The 19,390-nt window shown below is 36.3% G+C and carries 14 protein-coding genes; 4 read left to right on the forward strand and 10 right to left on the reverse strand.

The features are described 5' to 3' along the window. Positions 1–44: 44 nt before the first annotated feature. The 5 genes from glgB to AC6EI0_RS00125 are packed head-to-tail and all read right to left on the reverse strand — an operon-like array spanning position 45 to position 5,214. Entirely contained in the window at positions 45–2,312 is a 2,268-nt protein-coding gene (glgB, locus tag AC6EI0_RS00105) for a 1,4-alpha-glucan branching protein GlgB (RefSeq protein ID WP_498522530.1), read from the reverse strand. A 56-nt stretch (positions 2,313–2,368) separates the two neighbouring features. Next, positions 2,369–3,946, reverse strand: a complete 1,578-nt coding sequence (locus tag AC6EI0_RS00110; RefSeq protein ID WP_498522531.1) for a CocE/NonD family hydrolase — start codon at positions 3,944–3,946, stop codon at positions 2,369–2,371. 8 nt (positions 3,947–3,954) lie between these two features. Continuing rightward, on the reverse strand, positions 3,955–4,224 hold the full coding sequence (locus AC6EI0_RS00115) for a DUF8664 family protein (protein ID WP_498522532.1): 270 nt from the start codon (positions 4,222–4,224) through the stop codon (positions 3,955–3,957). Positions 4,225–4,259: 35 nt separating this feature from the next. Continuing rightward, positions 4,260–4,688 (reverse strand): DUF4332 domain-containing protein, encoded by a 429-nt coding sequence (locus tag AC6EI0_RS00120; RefSeq protein WP_498522533.1) that lies wholly within the window; start codon positions 4,686–4,688, stop codon positions 4,260–4,262. Next, entirely contained in the window at positions 4,681–5,214 is a 534-nt protein-coding gene (locus tag AC6EI0_RS00125; RefSeq protein ID WP_498522534.1) for a Ycf51 family protein, read from the reverse strand. Before AC6EI0_RS00125 ends, AC6EI0_RS00120 begins: the two co-directional genes overlap by 8 nt. A 72-nt stretch (positions 5,215–5,286) precedes the next feature. Between AC6EI0_RS00125 and AC6EI0_RS00130 the strand changes: the two genes are divergently transcribed. From AC6EI0_RS00130 to AC6EI0_RS00145, 4 genes are all read left to right on the forward strand, one after another. Next, positions 5,287–9,246, forward strand: a complete 3,960-nt coding sequence (locus tag AC6EI0_RS00130) for a translocation/assembly module TamB (RefSeq protein ID WP_498522535.1) — start codon at positions 5,287–5,289, stop codon at positions 9,244–9,246. A 147-nt stretch (positions 9,247–9,393) separates the two neighbouring features. Next, the gene (locus tag AC6EI0_RS00135; protein ID WP_498522536.1) at positions 9,394–10,710 is read left to right on the forward strand and encodes a glutamate-5-semialdehyde dehydrogenase; all 1,317 of its coding nucleotides are present in this window, start codon (positions 9,394–9,396) and stop codon (positions 10,708–10,710) included. Then, positions 10,707–11,096, forward strand: a complete 390-nt coding sequence (locus tag AC6EI0_RS00140; RefSeq protein ID WP_498520641.1) for a dihydroneopterin aldolase — start codon at positions 10,707–10,709, stop codon at positions 11,094–11,096. Before AC6EI0_RS00135 ends, AC6EI0_RS00140 begins: the two co-directional genes overlap by 4 nt. Then, a complete protein-coding gene (locus AC6EI0_RS00145; protein WP_498522537.1) occupies positions 11,097–11,699 on the forward strand; it encodes an esterase/lipase family protein in 603 nt (200 codons plus the stop codon). Here the strand turns inward: AC6EI0_RS00145 and AC6EI0_RS00150 are convergent. Genes AC6EI0_RS00150 through thrS form a run of 5 tightly spaced genes read right to left on the reverse strand, consistent with a single transcriptional unit; the run spans position 11,696 to position 19,386 of the window. Further along, the gene (locus AC6EI0_RS00150; protein ID WP_498522538.1) at positions 11,696–13,807 is read right to left on the reverse strand and encodes a M3 family metallopeptidase; all 2,112 of its coding nucleotides are present in this window, start codon (positions 13,805–13,807) and stop codon (positions 11,696–11,698) included. The two genes, AC6EI0_RS00145 and AC6EI0_RS00150, sit on opposite strands and share 4 nt — an antisense overlap. Before the next feature lie 16 nt (positions 13,808–13,823). After that, a complete protein-coding gene (locus tag AC6EI0_RS00155; protein ID WP_498523550.1) occupies positions 13,824–15,377 on the reverse strand; it encodes an NAD(P)H-quinone oxidoreductase subunit 4 in 1,554 nt (517 codons plus the stop codon). Positions 15,378–15,434: 57 nt separating this feature from the next. Further along, positions 15,435–16,382 carry a homoserine kinase gene (gene thrB, locus AC6EI0_RS00160; RefSeq protein ID WP_269612524.1) on the reverse strand — a complete coding sequence of 316 codons (948 nt, stop codon included), beginning with the start codon at positions 16,380–16,382 and terminating at the stop codon, positions 15,435–15,437. An 11-nt stretch (positions 16,383–16,393) separates the two neighbouring features. Beyond that, complete coding sequence (locus tag AC6EI0_RS00165; protein ID WP_498522539.1) at positions 16,394–17,437, reverse strand: glucokinase; 1,044 nt, start codon at positions 17,435–17,437, stop codon at positions 16,394–16,396. A gap of 23 nt (positions 17,438–17,460) precedes the next feature. Beyond that, entirely contained in the window at positions 17,461–19,386 is a 1,926-nt protein-coding gene (thrS, locus tag AC6EI0_RS00170; RefSeq protein WP_498522540.1) for a threonine--tRNA ligase, read from the reverse strand. Positions 19,387–19,390: the final 4 nt, after the last annotated feature.

Genomic DNA, 19,390 nt, shown 5'->3' on the forward strand with positions numbered 1-19,390 from the left:
ATTAGATTTTGAGGCAAGGTTGAAACATTTCTATTCGAGGAGGGTTAATTCTCTTTGGATTTATGCTTGAGAACTAGAACACTAAGAGGAGGAAGGCAAAGATCTATTGAATTCTCATACCCATGTATGTTGTAAGAATCTGTCGCTTTACCTCCCATATTTCCTAAGTTTGAGCCTCCATATTTATTCGAATCTGTATTGAAAATTTCTTCATAGAACCCATCAATAGGTACACCTATTCTGTAATTAGAGTGGTTTTGAGGGGTAAAGTTTGCAACTATTACTAACCATTCTCCATCAGTTTTTTCTCTTCTCATAAAACTAATTACTGAATTTTTTTTATCGTCGCAATCAATCCACTGGAACCCATATTCGTCAAAATCATCTCTCCATAAAGCAGGTTCTTTTTTATATAAAGTATTCAAATCATCTACTAATTTCAGTATTCCCTTGTGTGGTTCATAATTTAGAAGATCCCATTGTAAATCATCCCAAACATTCCATTCTTGACGCTGTCCGAATTCCATTCCCATAAATATTGTTTTTTTACCAGGATGTGTCCACATGTACGCAAGTAAGGCTCGTGTGTTTGCGTACTTCTGCCAGTCATCACCAGGCATTTTATGCAGAAGATGACTTTTCCCATGAACAACTTCATCGTGGCTTAAAGCAAGCATGAAATTTTCGGTAAAGTTATAACAAATTGAGAAAGTGATGTTGTTTTGATTGAATTGTCTAAACCATGGGTCAATTTCAAAATAATCGAGCATATCGTGCATCCAACCCATGTTCCATTTCAGATTGAAACCAAGTCCATTCATATCAGTTGGTTTAGTTACACCAGCCCATGTGGTTGATTCTTCGGCAATAGAAAGTGCGCCCGGAAAATGTTGAAAAAGGACGTGATTAGCCTGTTGTAGAAATCTAACTGCTTCAAAATTTTCATTTCCTCCATCTTCGTTCGGTATCCATTCACCCTCCGGACGAAGATAGTCTTTGTAAAGCATTGATGCAACTGCATCAACACGAATGCCATCTATATGAAATTGATCAAACCAGAAAATTAGATTTGCAACTAAAAAATTGCGAACTTCATTTCGACTGTAATTGAAAATTAATGTTCCCCATTCTTTGTGCTCTCCAATTCTGGGATCTGAATGCTCGTATAGATGGCTGCCATCAAAATAAGCAAGTCCATGTTGATCTTTAGGGAAGTGCCCAGGGACCCAATCGAGAATAATTCCTATGCCCTCTTTATGGCATGCATCAACGAAGGCACGAAATTCGTCTGGTGATCCATATCTACTTGTAGGTGCATACCAACCAGTGACTTGATACCCCCATGAGCCATCAAAAGGGTGCTCAGAAACTGGCATAAGCTCTATGTGAGTGAAACCTCTCTCTTTGACATAAGGAATGAGCTTGTTTGCAAGCTCATTGTATGTAAGCAATCTTGAGCCAGGCTTCATGTCTGCTGCCGGAACAGGGGGGCGATGTTCTCCCTCTGAGTTGATAAATGGTTCGTCTGAGGAAGCATGCATCCAACTGCCTAAATGCATCTCATAAACGGATATCGGTTGCTCTAAAGGATTTCTATTGTCCCGATTGGATATCCAAGATTGATCATTCCATTGAAAGGAATCTATCTTGGATATGACTGAGCTTTTTGCTGGCCTTACTTCATGTTGAAAACCATATGGATCAGCTTTTTCATAGCAATGTCCTTCCTCAGTTCTAATTTCATATTTGTATAAATCACCATCCTTAAGACCTGGTATGAATAATTCCCATATTCCACCTAGACGTTTTTGCATAGGGTGATGTCTGCCATCCCATGAATTGAGATCACCAATAACAGAGACACTTTTTGCATGAGGCGCCCACAAGCAAAACATAACGCCTTCTTTTTTATCTATCGCAGTAATGTGGGCACCCATCTTTCGCCAAATATGATGGTGATTTCCCTCTGCGAAAAGATGTCTATCAATTTCACCCATCCACTCTTTTCGGAAGCTCCAGGGATCATGTTGAATATGTTCAATTCCTCCTCTTTTAACTTTGATTTGATAGTCAGTGCCAGGATCTTTTTCTACAACTCCTTCAAATATCCATTCATGGTTGGGATTTTGTAGCTGAATATTCTTTGCTTTAGTTATTAGTTCAACGGCACTTGCTTCAGGCATCCATATTCGAATTATCCATTTATCTTTAAACGGTTGAGGACCAAGAATAGAAAAAGGACTTTCATGTCTGCATTCAGAAAGTCTTTGTCCGTCAACTTTCAAGGAATCTAGAATAATAGAGACGGGCATGACTTATGGCTTAAATAGCTAGTTAGCTTAATCCTATGACAGTAAATATTGAACCCCTAAGAGGAAATAAGTGATTCAAATTTAAGTTTTGAATTTAATAGTAAAAGTGTGATTGTAGTCACTAGGCAGTGAGGACTGGGTCCTTCGCATAAATATTGACTCTGTCCAGGATTTATTCCAATAGCTGGCCATCCAGATCCTGATATTGAAATTCTCAAAAGATCTCCTTCTTTAAATGTGGCAAGAATTGGTTGTAATCTTATCTCTCTGGCGGCTTGTCTGTTTTTCTCAGAATTGGTAATTCTGAGAACACCAGTTGAAAGTTGAGTTGCAGTGTTTTTGATTTCACTAGGAATTATTGATAACGCAACGAACAGATCAAAGCCTTCCCTGTCACATTTGGTTTCTAAATTAAGAGTTGGAATACCTTCTAGCCTTATCTCTTTTGACATTGGAGGTGTCGTAAATACTGCGACATCAGAACGAGTATCAATATTGAATCTGTTAGCTTTCCCAGGCGTATCACTGAGATGTCCTCCGATGGCTGGTACAGGTCTCCATGGGTCGTGTACTAAATTCACCTCACAATTTGCTTCTAAATCAAAATTAGGGACTAAGCTACCCTCGCTATGACTTATCGCAGCCAAACCTTCACTACGAAGATTCCATGAAGGAGTTTTATTTTGAATTGAAAGCTCCCAACTATTTTTCGTAAGATTCCAAAGATTGATTGTAGGGAAAAAGATTTCTTTGTTTTTTTCTTTTAAATGAGAATCGAAAAAATTTAACTGGGTGAGTTGTGCACCCTCCCACCATTGAAGATGAGTGGCAGGACCAATGAGTAATTTTGGGTTGCCTCCTGCTTTAGTAGATTTTTCAAAAATATCTAGAATCCCTCTCAAATGAGGATCCCACCATCCTCCAATTAGTAGCAATGGTTTTTTTAACCAGCTGTCTAAAGGCGCATAATTTTTCCATTGAAGAGTTTTACTAGAAGAAAAATTTAGCCATTTATAAGCCATCCCTTGTGGGTCATTCTTTTTAAGTAATTCATGACCGTTAAATAAATATTTTTTTGATTCAAGACTCTCACGGATTTCATGCCAGGCTGCCCAATTTTTTTCTCTTTGGGCCTTTTGAGCTGCTAATTGCAAACCCCATCCAATTCCTAAGTGCCACCAAAAGGCTCCTCCTTCACAACTCCAATGTTCCTGTTCTGAAAGCCCTGTCATTGCAGGTATAATGCAATCAGGTGGAGAAGTTCCTTCCTCTGCAATGAGCTGTGTTAAGCCTTGATAAGAAAAACCGTATGTACCTAGTAGGCCATTGCATTCAGGTAAGGATCTAACCCAGTTATGAGTTTGACTGGTATCTGCAGCTTCTTGGCTAAACCCTTTGAATTCACCTTCAGATCCACCTTGACCTCTAACATCCTGCACTACGACTAAATAGCCATTGCTAGCCCACCAGGAGGGATGAGCATATGTAACTGTAGAAGCAATTTCTCTCCCATATGGTTGACGCATGAGCAATACAGGCCATGGGCCCTCCCCTGGCGGTAACCAGATTCGAGATTTGAGTAATGTTCCGTCTCTAAGTTGTAATTCTTCGTCCCTGTATTTTATTGAATTCATTTGTTGCTTTAAAAAGTTTCAGGGCAATAAAGACCTCTTACATACATCGAAAGTATCTCAGCATCAACTTCGCTTATATTCTTCTGAATTGAGATTTTCTGAATAGATTGAGATGAACCAGCAGAGATGTTTTCTTTATTTAGGTCCCTAAAACTTCTGCAAATGGACTTTGCTTCATCAGGATTTCTTTTTACACCCTCAAGAAGTCTGGATTGAGCCATTGCATCTTGATTAATGGCAAATGATGAAAATATTAAAGTGATTAGTAAACTATTCATTTTTTCAAGTTTACTTAGTTTATTTTTAATTATTTTTATTCTATTACCTTATTCTTCTTGGGTGAATTAAATAATGTTTTTTTTGCTTTCTCGATTAAAAAGTGAGCTTTGCTTAGATCTATTAATGGAATTCGTTCTGTTCTTAAAATTCGTTCAAAACGACCAGTCTTTTGAACTAGCTCTTGAGGTGTAAGTCGAGAGAGTGCCTTGTTAGAAATCAATCCTGAGTGCATTAGCAAGGCTGCTTCGTTCAGTTCAATATCTAACGAACATATAAAATATGCTATGCATTTAAGTCTTTTTAGATTACGAACACTACCCAGACTTCCACTAATTAGAATATTAATTTCTTCATCGCTAATAGATAATAAAGAATTCCATGTTTTAATATCATTTGATAAGAGTATTTTTTCTTCTTGATAAAAGCTTTTAGGAAGATTTTTTAATAATAACTTTTTATTCATATGTCTCTAATGAGCTTTTTTCTTCAGAATCAGCCGCGATCGAAAAATCTTCGCTTAGAGAATAATTCCTATTTGGCAATTCTATTATCTTTGATTCTTTTAAATCATTTATTATTTCACCAAGAACAATTGGTCTACTTATCCCATCTCCAATTGATTCTATCTTTCTTAGTCTGACCTTTACTTGAGCACCATTTCTTCCTCCCCCTTTCAAATTACCAGCTATTTGTAGCAATGTTGGCTTGATCGCTTCTTTAGGAAAATCGTTTGAGGCTTGAGCAACAACCAAGTCAAAGCCATTGTCATAAACAATGGGAGCATATTTGTACCCTTCTACATTAAACGGAGGTGTGTAACTTTGATCAAAGGCCCAGCAACTAGCAGATAATAAAAGTGTGAAAATTGTTGTGCCGGTGAGCCGGAATTTAATTCCCCAATTTAATAGATAAGCCAGAATTGTTAAGATGCCAAGTCCTGATCCTCCCCAGGCTAGCCATTTTGTTGCATTTTGGATAACTTCAGTCATAGACATAGGCTAGTTTCTCCTTAATTGATTCTTTATAGTTTGTTGGCTCCCCAAGTTTGAGAATGATGTTTCATGGGAGATGAGAGGAGTTCTAAAAGATTAAAGCGCTGGGGACTTGCTGGAACCTTTGTGGCGTTAGGTGGTGTTTTGATTTGGAGTGGGGCAGATCTCTTGGTAGGCAGAACTATAAGCCGTTTTTCCCCTCAAATAGAAAAAACATTATCTAACTCCTTAGGCCATCCTTTAAAAATAGGAGCCTATAGAGGGCTTAGACCATGGGGCGTTGCGTTGGGACGAACGAAGTTACTTCCAGGTGAAAAAGATTCTTCATCAGTCAATATTTCAACTTTAACCGTTAAATTTGCGCCTTTTGCAAGTTTATTTAATTGGCAACCTGTTGCAATATTTAATCCAAAAGGAACTGAAATTATACTAACCAAAAATAATCAAGGTTCTTTTTGGGTCTTGCCCTCGGCTAATAATTCTAAGTCAAATAACTTACATCTAAGATTGAATCTAAAAGGCTCAACCAAAATTGTATTTAATCCTGGTGAAAAGATATTATTTGCTAGAGGCAATCTTGGTCTTAATCTTGCTAAGAAAAAGATTTATGGTGCTGTTAACTTACATTCTAAAAAGCAGGGAAGCCTCTATCTTTCTGGTAAGGGCCATTGGGATGGATTAGAGTTTCAAGCTAAAGCAAGAGTTGATAAACTAAGACTTGGCTTCTTGCAGGGAATCTTAGGAAATGATTCAAATATTATTTCCAAGGGAAAAATTAATGGTAAAATTAATTTAGCAATAGATAAAGGTTTTATAAAATGCATAGGTGGTTTAACTGCAGATGATCTAAGCTTAAGAGGAGGGATTTTAAATGATACGCTATCTACTGAACAGTTAAGAATAAAATGTGATAATAAAAGGTTAAAAATAATAGATACAAATTGGCAATATGGTTATTGGGATATATCTACTTTAGCTGAAATCCCATTTTATAAAAAGGATTTAACACATATAAAATCTCTAGCCTATATAAAAATTAAAGACTTTGAGCATAAACCTCTTGAATTGAAATTTAAACTGCCAATTTCAATAGTTGAAAGACGCCTTATACCTGGAGATTTAAAAGCAAATTTAAATTTAGAATCTTTTCCTTTAGTTGCATTAAATCCAATATTAAATGCATCATTATCTGGGAAATTAAATACTACTGGTGACTTTTATGGGCCTCTGACATCATTAAATTCTTCTATTGACCTTTCTTTGGATAATCCACAGGCTAATGGTATTCGCTTAAGAGAAAAGTGGAGAGGTTCCTTTACTCGAATACCAGATGAAAAGAAATGGGGTAGTTTGAGAATCAAATCCGAAGGGGCTTCCACCCCTGCGGATCTTCAAATTAACTTCAATAGAAATGGTAATTTCAATGATTTAAGCTTAAATAGATTGGGAGGTAGAATTAGTATAAATTCTAAATTAAATGCTTTTGAATGGGATGTTGATAAGTTTAGGTTAGATAGAATAGAAGTTGCTTTCCCGCCAGAGAAGAGTTTTAAACGTATATTTGGGGAAGTGTCAGGTAATGGAATATTTTCTCTTGATCCACTATTTCTTAATGGTTATGTAAATTTAGATTATTTTAGATTGCTAGGTTTCAAATTAAAAAAGGCACGTATTAATGGAAAAATTAAAAATTCAGAAACTAATATAAAAGGTGAATTAATTACATCTAAAAATGGAAAGATTAAGTTTGATATTAATAATGGATCTGAATTTTCTTTGTTAGCTAAAGTTAAAGATGTTAGCTCTACTTGGATCGCTGCTACTGCTTTAGAATTTCCTAAGTTAGGGTTGAAGTACTCAGAGGCATTGGGTGAAGCGGAAGATTTAGGGAGATTGAATATTGGTGATAATAATAGTTCTTTAGATACTCAATTAGAAGCTTTAGCTAGATCTAAGGATTTATATAAAGAAGAGATTAATAAGATAAATAATAAGAGTATTATTAATCCTTATGATCTAAATGGAAATGTTGATGCGGATATTAAATTAAGCGGTCCAAACCTATCTGATTTACAGTTAGAAGCTAAAGCATTTGGAAGGGTTTGGACAAATAAACTGAAGATTATAAATTCAAAAGATATAAGACCTTTTAAAGCATTTTTTAATGGAAATCTGGGATCAGGCAATGGAAACTTTTCATTACTTGACTTAAATTTTTCATTATTATCTTTACTTGCGCCAATTCCATCGACAGTTAATGGATATTTTGGTTTAAGTGGTAAATATAGTTTGACTAATGGTACCCCACAAGTAACTTCTGATCTAATTATCAAGGACACAAAAATTGATGATAGAAGCATTATTTTAGACAAAGGAACTATTTTCTATAAAGATAATTATCTTGAATTTGATATAGCTCTGAGGGATCAATCTACGATAAACCCAGTTGAATTAAGTGGAATCTATCCATTAAATAATTCTTACCCTATCGATCTAAAAGTCGAAAGCCATGGAGATGGATTGATTTTTTTAACAGGTCTAACAAAAGGAAATGTATCTTGGACTTCGGGTTCTGCTGATCTGAGCTTGCTAATTAGTGGAACACCAAAAAAACCAGTAGCGAATGGTTTTTTTGTTTTAAACAACAGTGATCTACTTTTTCAAAATAGAGAAATTAATAATTTGAATAGCACAGTAGTTTTTGATTTTAATAGACTTGAAGTTCGTGAACTAACTGCAAATATTGGACCAAACGGTCTTGTTAAGAGTAAAGGAGGAATCTCGTTATTTGATTCTGAATTAAGAGAAATTGAACCATTGGCGTTTTCTATAGAGAAAACACGTATCAAAACAGCATTTACTGATATCAGAGCTTCATCCAAGATTATTGTTAAAGGTTCTATTATTAAACCTAAATTAGCAGGCGAAGTCTTTGTTTCAGAAGGCTCTATTTTTGCTAAAAGAGCTAATAATCCTGATAAGAACACATCTGATAAATCTGATAGCCCTAAAGATTCTAAGGTTAAAAGTATTTCTAGCTTCCCTGAACAAAACTGGAGCCAGGTAGAACCTCTGGTTTTATTCATTCAAGATGAAGATGCTCCTGCAAGCCGAATAGTGAGTGCTGGGTTGCCTAGTGGATTGGAAGCCATTAGCTTTGAAGATTTTAAGCTTGTACTTGGCCCCTCATTGAGATTAGTTTCTCAACCCTTGGCAAGTTTTGAAACGAATGGATTTCTTTTCTTAAATGGCGCTTTTGACGAGACACTTGAAGTTAGTGGAGTCATTAAACTTGTTAGTGGTTACGTTAACCTCTTTACGACTACTTTTAACCTAGATCAAAGTGAACCTAATGTAGCCGTGTTTGTTCCCTCTATGGGATTGATTCCATATGTTGACGTGACTTTGAAGAGCCGTGTCCCAGATAATGTTAGAGATGTCAGTAATTTTTCCTCCAATGGCATGGCATCATTTGGCATTGGAGGATCTCGTTTCGTAAATGTCGAAGTGACAGCTTCTGGACCTGCAGATCGAATTAGTGAAAACTTTCAATTAAGAAGTAATCCATCATTGGGAAGAAGTGAATTGTTAGGACTCATAGGAGGTAATTCTCTTGCAACTTTAATAAGTAGTGGAGGTAATGGAGATGCTCTGACTAGTCTTCTGAATAGATCTTTTGCTTCCTATCTTCAAGGTAATATTAATGGTTTTTTAAGTGATAGGCTTCAAATATCTTTGTATCCTGCATATGTAGGTGGATCAGATTCAGAGAGCGATGCAAGTGATAGCAGTTCTTCAAGTAGTGATCAGGAAGATGCAAATTTGCCAGGTCAACAGGCATGGGTGACAGAAATAGGAGTCGACATTAATGATAAGATTAATTTTTCAGTTCAGGCCGCTCCTAACCGACAGGATATTCCTCCAAAAGGAAATATTACTTTTCAAATGAATCCTAATGTAGGTCTACTTGGCTCGTTTGATAAGAATGGGAATTGGCAAAGTCAGCTCCAACTCTATTTTAGATATTAAATAAATGAATAGTTGAATACAAGTGACTTAACTAAAATTTTTCAATTAGATAGATTTTTATCTTCTTTTATTGCTTGATTCGCCATTAAAGGAATATTTTAAAGATAGTCAAAATTTATCTTCGATTAAATAATTTATCCAAATCAAATGAGTACAAACTTTTTAGTTCCTGAACCTACGCCTCAGCTAATAAAAGTAGCTGAGAGTGCAAAAGAAGCTTCTATCTTGCTTGGTCAATCCACTAACGAAAAGAGGTGTGAGGCTTTGACAGAAATGGCAAATGCTTTGAATAATAATGCCGAGGATATATTGAGAGCTAATAGTCAAGATCTCGAAAGATCAGAAAAAGAAGGGTTGAATAATTCACTTTTATCAAGACTGCAGTTAACAAAAAAGAAACTCAAAGGGTGTATTGAAGGGGTTTTAAAAGTTTCAAATCTTTCAGATCCAATAGGTAAAAGACAACTTCATAGGAAATTGGATGAAAACCTTATTCTTGAGAGAGTAACAGTTCCATTAGGAGTATTAGGAGTGATATTTGAATCGAGACCAGATGCATTAATACAAATAGCATCTCTTGCTGTTCGTTCTGGAAATGGAGCCTTATTAAAAGGAGGAAGTGAAGCAAAAGCCACAAATCAAGCAATAATGAATTCTCTCGACAAGGGGTTAAAAAAATCAGATATTGGTACAGGTGCGTTGTCTTTGCTCACTACACGTCAAGAAAGCTTAGGCTTACTTCGTTTAGATCGGTTTGTGAATTTGATAATACCCAGAGGTAGTAATGAGTTAGTCCAATTTATTCAAGAAAATACACGTATCCCTGTCTTAGGGCACGCGGATGGGATTTGTCATTTATATGTGGATAATTCTATAGATATTGATAAAGCTATAAGCATAGCTTTAGATAGTAAGATTCAATATCCTGCTGCTTGTAATGCAATTGAGACATTATTAATTCATGAAGATGTTGCTGAGATATTTTTGAAAAAAGCCTTGCCAATTTTTTCCAATGCAGGAGTAACTCTTAAGGGTGATGCAAGGAGTCAATCTTTAGGGGTGAAAAATAAGGCTGATGAAGTGGACTGGTCTACTGAATATCTTGATTTAATTCTTTCAATAAAAATTGTTTGTAATGCAGATGAAGCTATTGAACATATTCGCAAATATAGCTCTCGTCACACAGAGGCGATAGTTACTGATAATAAGGAAGTTGCTGAAAAATTTTTAAGTTCGGTTGATAGTGCAGGTGTTTATCATAATTGCTCTACTCGATTTGCTGATGGTTTTCGATATGGGTTTGGAGCTGAAGTTGGTATAAGTACTCAGACTCTTCCACCAAGAGGACCAGTTGGATTGGAAGGTTTAGTTACCTATCGCTATTATCTCAGAGGTGATGGTGATCTTGTTAAGGATTTCGCTTCTGGAGATAGAAGCTTTACTCATACGGATCTACCATTATGAGCCAATTTAATAATTTAAGCGCAATTCATATAAAAGACTTAGATCTTTGGGCTCATGTAGGTGTTTTGGAAAGTGAGCGAATACATGGTCAAAGCTTTCTTCTTGATATAAGTTTTTGGTTGGATTTGGATGAGTCATCTAAGCTTGATCAATTAGATAAATCAATTGACTATAGCGAAGCAATTCAAGCAATTAAAAAACTTTCATTTGAGATCAAATGCTTAACGATAGAATATTTTAGTGACCAAATTTTGAATCTTCTTGAGTCTCTATATGGTCCAGTTCCAATTCATATTCTTCTGACAAAATGCTCTCCACCAATACATGGATTTACTGGAAGTGTTCTTGTCGAAAAAAAAAGAAATTTCTCATTGCCTATTAATTAATTGGACACAAACGCAAGACCAATTTTTTTTATTCATGGTTTATGGAATAATCCTAAATTATTTGAAAAATTAATTAAAAAAATAAATGAAGATGATTATGAATTATATAGACCACATTTGCCACACAAGTATGGAAAAACATCTCTTAGGAGTCTAGCTCGAGATCTTGATTCTAAGATAGAGGAACTAGTGGGCTCTGAAATCGAAATAGATATTGTTGGTTTTTCAATGGGTGGGTTAATTAGTAGGTGTTGGCTGCAAAATCATGACGGTTTTTTACGAACTAAACGTTTCTTTAGTATTGGTACGCCGCATTTTGGTACTTACACAGCTCAAATGATCCCTTCATTTTTGATGCCGGGTATTGCAGAGATGAAAAGAGGAAGTAGTTTTTTATCTCAATTAAATAACGATCAGTCTTCCTTGGAAAAAGTTGAGTGTACTAGTTTTTTCACAAAATGGGACTTGATGTCATTCCCAGGCTGGCAATCAAAACTCTCTATGGGTGAATCTTATCACTTACCTGTATTAACACATAAAGAATTGATTACCAATTCTAATTCTATAGATATTCTAGTCAAAAAGATTTTTAATGATCGCTAATTAAGCCCACTATGTCGTATTAAAGCTTTAGTAGAGGGTAGTCTACCTCTAAATTGTTCGAAGACCTTGCTGGGGGAACGGCTGCCCCCGAGACTAAGAATTGAATCGCGATATTTTTTCCCAATTTTTCTAACTTCAGCAATATTACTAAGTCCTGCCTCCTCAAAAGCGGCAAAGGCATCAGAACTGAGCACCTCAGCCCATTTATAAGAGTAGTATCCTGCAGCATAGCCACCAGCAAAAATATGACTGAAGGCACATAGGAATTGATCTTCTGGAATGGGAGGCATCACGGTTGTATTCTCTGCGATTTGTCTCCGCAATTCATCTGGGGAAATTTCTGAATCTTCATCCCATTGACTATGGAGCTTTAGATCAGTAAGAGCAAAATGTATTTGCCTTAAAGTTGCAAGACCAGTATTAAATGTTCTGCTCAATCTCAATTTATTGATTTCGGATTCTGGTAATGACTCTTTGTTTTTCCAATGAATTGCTATTTCAGAAATTGTTTGATCTTCTAAGCACCAATTTTCCATAAATTGACTTGCTAATTCGACAGCATCCCATTCAACGTTATTAATTCCGGCTGCTTGTGGGTAGCTTACAGTTGTCAGCATGTGTTGTAGACCATGACCAAATTCATGGAAAAGGGTTTCTACTTCTTCGAAGCTCATTAAACTGGGTTTGTCAGCAATAGGAGGCGTTTGATTGCAGACTAAATAGGCTACAGGGAGAACAATATCATCTTTCGTTTTTTGATTTCGGCACAAACATTCATCCATCCAAGCACCTCCTCTTTTTGTCGCAGGACGACTGAATGGATCTAGATAGAAAGATGCAATTTTCTGGCCATCTAAATTTTTAACATTGAAGAAACGGACATCTTCATGCCATACAGGTGCTGTATTACTCGCTTCTTCAATTTCAATTTCAAAAAGTCTTTTGCACAAGTTAAATAGACCATTAAGAACTTGATCTAAAGGAAACCATGGCCTTAGTTTCTCTTGGTCAAGATCGAATTTCTCTTTGCGTAGAACTTCAGCCCAAAAGCTTACATCCCATGGAGATAGCTTAAAATCTTCGCTTTCTCCATTTCTTATGGCACACTCACGAAGATGTATAACTTCTTTTTCAGCATGAGGCATTGCAGCTGATCGTAGTTCTTCTAGTAATATCTCGACAGCTTCTTCATTATCGGCCATCTTTGTTGCCAAACTAATTTCACACCAGTTTTTATATCCCAATAGTTTTGCCTGCTTGTTTCTGATGGTTAGAATTTCTTCAATTATTCTTTTGTTATTCATCTTCCCATCGCTAGCTCGGCTTACAAAGGCTCTATAAACTTTTTCTCTGATACGTCTATCTTTTGCATAAGTTTGCAAAGGAATGTAGCTAGGTAAATCCAAGCCAACTCTCCATGGTCCGTTTGATGGTGAAGGATCATTACCTTCTTCATCTTTGTCACCAGCCTCCTTTGCAGCAAGAGACAATGTTTCTCGGGCTCTTTCAGGAAGGCCCTCGACTTCTGACTTGTTTTTTAATAAAAGACTCCAGTTCTTGGTGGCATCTAATACATTATTGCTAAATGTTGTTGATAATTCAGCTAATCTCTCACTGCGAGCATTAAATAAAGCTTTTTCATCAGTTTCCAGACCAATTCCTTTGTTCTGCATTGTTATCAGTTCTGTCTCAATTATTCTTATTTGAGTTTCATCTTTTATGTTTCCATGCTCTTTTAAATTTAAGAGTGCCTTAAAAATTACTTCGCTTTGAGCAATCTGATTACTAAATCTAACGATTCTAGGTTGTTGATTTGAATGAACCTCACGCAGTTCAGTTGTATTGCATACAGCATTCAGATGACTTACGACCCCCCAACTCCAACGAAGCTTTTCGCCTATTTCATAAAGCTGAGGCATAACATCTTCCCAGCTCAAGGATTTATTGGTTGTTAATTTTTCATCGAGTTGTTCTTCTAGCTTGTTTAATTTTTCATTTAGTTCTTTTATCAGTTTTGGAATATTTTTATTGATCTCATCAGGGGTGATTTTATCGTAATCAGGAAGACCTTGACCTTTTAATAGTGCTGATGGCTTAATTGAAGTCATTTTTTAGGTTCAAAAACTAACTTATTGGTACAAGGTTATTGGTAATTAATGATTGTGCGAGAGCATTTGTTGATACCTCATATAAATCAATAGCTATTCTTGGCCAAAAACCTATTACTAATGTAGGAACTAAGAGACTTAAACCTATAGAAAGCTCTCTAGCATCCATTTCTTTTACTATCGATAGAGCGGGTATTCTAGGGCCAAAGAATACTCTTCTGCACATTGAAAGAAGGTATATGGGAGTTAAAACCAGTCCAATGGCTGCTAAAAGAATTGTTATTGCTCTAAATAAGGAAGTGAATCCTTCTTGACTAGTTATGCCTAGAAAAACTGTGATTTCACTTATAAATCCACTCATTCCTGGCAAGGCAAGTGAAGCTAAAGAACTGGCTAAGAAAAATGCAAAAGTAATTGGCAAAGCCTTCGCTAGACCGCCCATGTTTGGGATTGAAAGAGTGTTGGTTCTTTCATAAAAACTTCCAGTAACAAAGAACATTGCAGCAGCGATAAGTCCATGGCTAATCATCTGGAGCATCGCTCCACTTATACCAAGTGCATTAACCGCACCAATTCCAACAAGTACAAAACCCATATGACTTACAGAACTGCAGGCAATGCGCCTTTTTACATTGTCTTGGGCAAAAGCATTTAGAGCTCCATAAATAATATTTACTATGCCAATGATGATCAGAGCTGGAGCGAGTATTAAATGAGCATCCGGTAGAATTTGAACATTAAATCTTAGTAGAGCGTAACCTCCCATTTTTAATAAAACACCAGCTAGCAACATTGAAACTGGTGCATTTGCCTCTCCATGAGCATCGGGTAGCCAGGTATGAAGCGGAAAGATAGGAAGCTTTACTCCAAAACCAATTAAAAAACCTAAATAACAAAATATGCCAAAATTACCAGAAAAAGATTTGGCTGCGATTTCACTTAAATTAAAGGTGAATTGATCTCCGGAAAGAGCTAATGCAAGACCACTAAGTAGTATCAAAAGAGAAGCAAGTGCGGTGTAGAGTATGAATTTAGTCGCTGCATAAAGTTTCCTTTTGCCTCCCCAAATAGCAATTAGTAGATAAACAGGAACAAGCTCAAGTTCCCAAGCTAAAAAGAATAGTAGGAAATCTTGTGATAGAAAAACTAAAGCTTGGGCTGAAGCTTGAATTAGTAACAAAGCAAAGTAAAGCCTAGTTTTTTGTTTTACTTTCCAGCTTGCAGCTGCAGATAAAAAAGTTATTAGACCACTTAGAACTACCAGCGGTGCAGATATACCATCTACACCTAATGACCATTCGAGTCCTATGGAAGGAAGCCATTGAAGTCTTTCAACTAACTGGAGATTTTCGCTACTTGGATCAAACAAATTGGCAAAAGCCAATACAATTATTAGAAAATCGGTTAATAAAATAACTAGGGCTATATTTCTTGGCAGATTAGAGTTTTTACTATCTTGCGTTGGGAGGAAAGGCATTATCAATGCTCCAACTATGGGTAGGAGCACAATGAGTGAAAGCCATGGAAATACTGTCTGAGAATCAATACTCATAGGCAGATTGGCATCCATGATTTGGGGCAAGTCAGCCATAAAGCTATCAGTTTTTTTTCGTTTTCATGAGTAGAACTACCCAAAGGTGTTTGAAATACATTCGCTCCCTCTGAGTTGGAGGCTCATTAAAGGAGCACGACTTGCAACACCAGCAGCTTCCCAGGCTTTGACCATTGCGACACTGACTTCTCGGCCTTTGGTCGCTTTGCACAAGGCAAGAATGCTTGGACCTGCTCCACTAATTGCACATCCTAAAGCTCCGGCAGCCTTTGCTGCTTCTCTTACCTCTAATCCGCCTTTGATCAATCCCCATCTGTATGGTTCATGAAGCTTGTCATGCATGCCATCTGCAATTAGATCCTCATTTCCAGTCCTTAGTCCTTGAAGCAGAAGCGTGAGGGCTCCTAAATTGATTACTGCATCATTTACTGGAATGTTTTCTGGCATGACACGTCTTGCTTCACTTGTACTAAGGCGAATGGATGGGATTGCTACTACCGCTTTTATTGATTGATCCCAATCACAGCGGACTACACGCCACCTGTCGTTTGCGGTTTTAGCTGTTACGCAAAGACCTCCTATTAATGATGGAACAACATTGTCTGGATGCCCTTCTATATCAATTGCTAGTTCTAACAATTTTTCCTTTGGCAAAGGGTATCCAGCAAGTGCATTTGCTCCAACCAGGCCTGCAACTATCGCAGTAGCACTGCTTCCAAGGCCTCTTGCAGGAGGAACGGCTAATTTTACTCTTGCTTCAAGTGCGACAGGTTCAACACCTGCAGTTCTCCACACTCGTTGTGCGGCTCGATAAAAAAGATTCTCAGGGCCGCCTCTTAAATGATTGCCCTCAGTACTTTCCATTATTAATTCAAACCTTTCAGCATTACCTTCAATTCTTTTAATTGTGAACTGATTGGAAAGATCCAATGCTGCACCAAGGCAATCAAACCCTGGGCCAATATTGGCAGTAGTAGAAGGAACCTCTACCACGACAGTTTGTCCTATTTTTGGCGGCCCCATGTTTTTATCCTTTAGCTAAGTCTCCCATTTGATTCGGCACTTAAGCGTGCTCTGCAAGCTGAACTGAATAATGTCGCTTCTGGATCTTTAAGAACAATCAATGGGATTTCCTTTAAATAAGATTGAAAGCGACCCTTATTACTAAATGCATTAAGGAAGTTAGAAGAGTTTATTCCATCGAGGTTTTTTGCAGCTGTTCCACCTGAAATCCATAAGCCTGAAGAGCAAAGTTCTTGTAAAGCAAGATCTCCAGCCGCAGATCCATATGCATTCAGCCATAGTTGCAAAGCTTCAGACATTAATTTGTCGCCTTTATTTGCTTCTTCCCAAACAAGTGCAGGTAAATCTATGAAATCTGATTTGTCATTATCCATTTTTTTTAAAGTTCTTTGAAGTGGATGGTTTTCATTTTTGGAATCATCCAATTTCCATCTAGCAATCATCCCAAGGCCCGTCCCACTAACTATTTTTTCAATTGATATTCTTTGAATATTTAACTTCTTTTTTAGCCATTTAACTAATTCCCATTCGTTCTCAGTTCTTGGGGAGAATTCTCGGTGCCCCCCTTCACTTGGAAATACAAAAATGCTTTTAGGTGTAATTAATCCTCTGGAGATTCCTAAGCCAGTACCAGCTCCAACAATTGCAATTAATTTCTGATTGGTTTTGTACTCAGAATTTAATGTTCCTTGGATTACTTCATATTGGGATTTTTTAAAAAATGGTATTCCATATATCAAAACTGAGAAATCATTTATTAATTCAATATTATTTATTTTTGAAAGCTGAGATAATTTTTCTGCTTCGATATCCCAGCCTAGATTTGTAACCTTCACTTTTTCGCCTTTTATTTGTCCTGCTACTCCAATACAACCATATTCAGGGAGTGATATATGCTCTGGTAAGTGTTTAATAAAATCCTCAAATATTGAGTATAAAGACTTCCATTCTGAGGAAATATAGTACTTTTCAAATAATTTTTTTGGATAGTTTTCGTTTGAATAAACAGCTAATATTGTTTTAGTCCCACCAAGGTCTCCAGCAAGTAAATTCATAAGATATAAAAATTGTATTTATTTTAGGATTGATTAACTTGTATACCTTTTTTGCTAATTGATTCGTCAATTATTAATTTAAACTTGTCTATAGTCATATTTCCAAGATCTTTACCTTCTCTTGTCCTGACTGAGATTTCATTTTTCTCTTCTTCTTTATCTCCGATAATTATCAAGAAAGGTATTCTTTGCATAGTATGTTCTCGTATTTTGAAACCGACTTTTTCATTTCTGATATCAATTTCAGCTCTGAAACCCAGGTCAATTAATTTATCTTTAGTACTAAAACATGCTTCATTATTTCTATCGGTTATGCCCATAATCATTATTTGAATGGGTGATAACCATGTAGGAAAATTTCCTGAATAATTCTCAATTAAAATTCCAATAAATCTTTCAAAAGAACCTAAAATAGCTCTGTGAAGCATTACAGGTGTTTGTTTCTTCCCCGTAATATCTATATAACTTGCATTAAGCCTTTGAGGCATGGAGAAATCCACTTGAATTGTTCCGCACTGCCATACTCTGTTGAGACAATCTTTTAAAGAGAATTCTATTTTTGGACCGTAGAAGGCACCCTCTCCAGGGAGTAGTGACCAATCCAATCCTTTTGAATCAAGTGCATCAGATAAGGCCTTTTCTGATTTGTCCCAGATATCATCACTCCCAACCCTTTTCTCTGGTCTTGTTGAGAGCTTAATAAGGATTGAATCAAAGCCAAAGGTTTTATAAACCTCAAATACCAAATCAATAAAATTTTGTACTTCTTCTTGGATTTGTTCGTCTGTACAGAATATGTGTGCATCATCTTGAACAAAATTTCTTACCCTCATTAAGCCATGCAGTGCGCCAGAAGGCTCATTGCGATGACAAGAGCCAAATTCAGAGAGTCTAATAGGAAGATCTCGATAGCTTTTTAAACCTTGATTGAATATTTGTATGTGGCATGGACAATTCATAGGTTTTATTGCATATTCCCGGTTCTCTGAAGTTGTCGTAAACATATCTTCTTTAAATTTATCCCAATGGCCTGATTTCTCCCAAAGACTTCTATCTACTACTTGCGGAGATTTAACTTCTTGATAATCATATTTTGTAATCGTTTCCCGAATAAAATCTTCTAAAATTCTATAAATAGTCCACCCTTTAGGGTGCCAAAAAACCATACCGGGTGCTTCTTCTTGTGAGTGAAAAAGTGAATACTTTTTCCCTAATTTTCTATGATCTCTTTTCTCAGCTTCTTCAATTCTGGAGATATATTCTTTTAATTCTTTAGAGCTTTTCCAAGCTGTTCCATATATTCTTTGTAGCATTTCATTTTTAGAGTCTCCGCGCCAATAAGCCCCGGATACTTTCATTAGCTTAAATACTCTTAGATGCCTTGTATTTGGCACATGAGGACCTCTGCACATATCAATATATTCTTGATGTTTATATAACTTTATGATTTCATTTTCAGGGATATTTTTAACTATGTCTAGCTTGAAAATTTCACCTCTATCAGTAAAAACTTCCGTTGCTTTCTCTGGACTAACTATTTCAACATCTACATTATAATCTCTGTTAACTAACTCTTTCATCCTTTTCTCAATTTTGAGAAGATCATTAGGAGTAAAGGTATCTTTATAAGAAATATCATAATAAAAACCATCTTCAATTACCGGCCCTATTGCCATTTTTGCTTCGGGGTATAATTGCTTTACAGCATGTCCAAGAAGATGGGCGAATGAATGTCTAATGATTTCTAGTCCTTCATCATCTTTAGATGTAATAATCTGTATATGAGAATTTTGAGTTATAGGAATACAAGTATCAATTAATTCCCCATTCACTCTCCCAGCTAGCGCTGCTTTTGCTAAACCTGGACCAATTTCTGATGCTATTTGGTCAATTGTGACAGCGGAATCATATTTTTTTTCAGTTCCATCAGGTAATGTAATTATTGGCATAATT

The organism is Prochlorococcus sp. G5PB11 (genome assembly GCF_059772425.1).

Bases quoted from the DNA above. Each gene is read 5' to 3' on its own strand.
- glgB (WP_498522530.1), bottom strand. From the start codon at position 2,312: ATGCCCGTCTCTATTATTCTAGATTCCTTGAAAGTTGACGGACAAAGA.
- AC6EI0_RS00110 (WP_498522531.1), bottom strand. From the start codon at position 3,946: ATGAATTCAATAAAATACAGGGACGAAGAATTACAACTTAGAGACGGA.
- AC6EI0_RS00115 (WP_498522532.1), bottom strand. From the start codon at position 4,224: ATGAATAGTTTACTAATCACTTTAATATTTTCATCATTTGCCATTAAT.
- AC6EI0_RS00120 (WP_498522533.1), bottom strand. From the start codon at position 4,688: ATGAATAAAAAGTTATTATTAAAAAATCTTCCTAAAAGCTTTTATCAA.
- AC6EI0_RS00125 (WP_498522534.1), bottom strand. From the start codon at position 5,214: ATGACTGAAGTTATCCAAAATGCAACAAAATGGCTAGCCTGGGGAGGA.
- AC6EI0_RS00130 (WP_498522535.1), top strand. From the start codon at position 5,287: ATGGGAGATGAGAGGAGTTCTAAAAGATTAAAGCGCTGGGGACTTGCT.
- AC6EI0_RS00135 (WP_498522536.1), top strand. From the start codon at position 9,394: ATGAGTACAAACTTTTTAGTTCCTGAACCTACGCCTCAGCTAATAAAA.
- AC6EI0_RS00140 (WP_498520641.1), top strand. From the start codon at position 10,707: ATGAGCCAATTTAATAATTTAAGCGCAATTCATATAAAAGACTTAGAT.
- AC6EI0_RS00150 (WP_498522538.1), bottom strand. From the start codon at position 13,807: ATGACTTCAATTAAGCCATCAGCACTATTAAAAGGTCAAGGTCTTCCT.
- AC6EI0_RS00155 (WP_498523550.1), bottom strand. From the start codon at position 15,377: ATGGATGCCAATCTGCCTATGAGTATTGATTCTCAGACAGTATTTCCA.
- thrB (WP_269612524.1), bottom strand. From the start codon at position 16,382: ATGGGGCCGCCAAAAATAGGACAAACTGTCGTGGTAGAGGTTCCTTCT.
- AC6EI0_RS00165 (WP_498522539.1), bottom strand. From the start codon at position 17,437: ATGAATTTACTTGCTGGAGACCTTGGTGGGACTAAAACAATATTAGCT.
- thrS (WP_498522540.1), bottom strand. From the start codon at position 19,386: ATGCCAATAATTACATTACCTGATGGAACTGAAAAAAAATATGATTCC.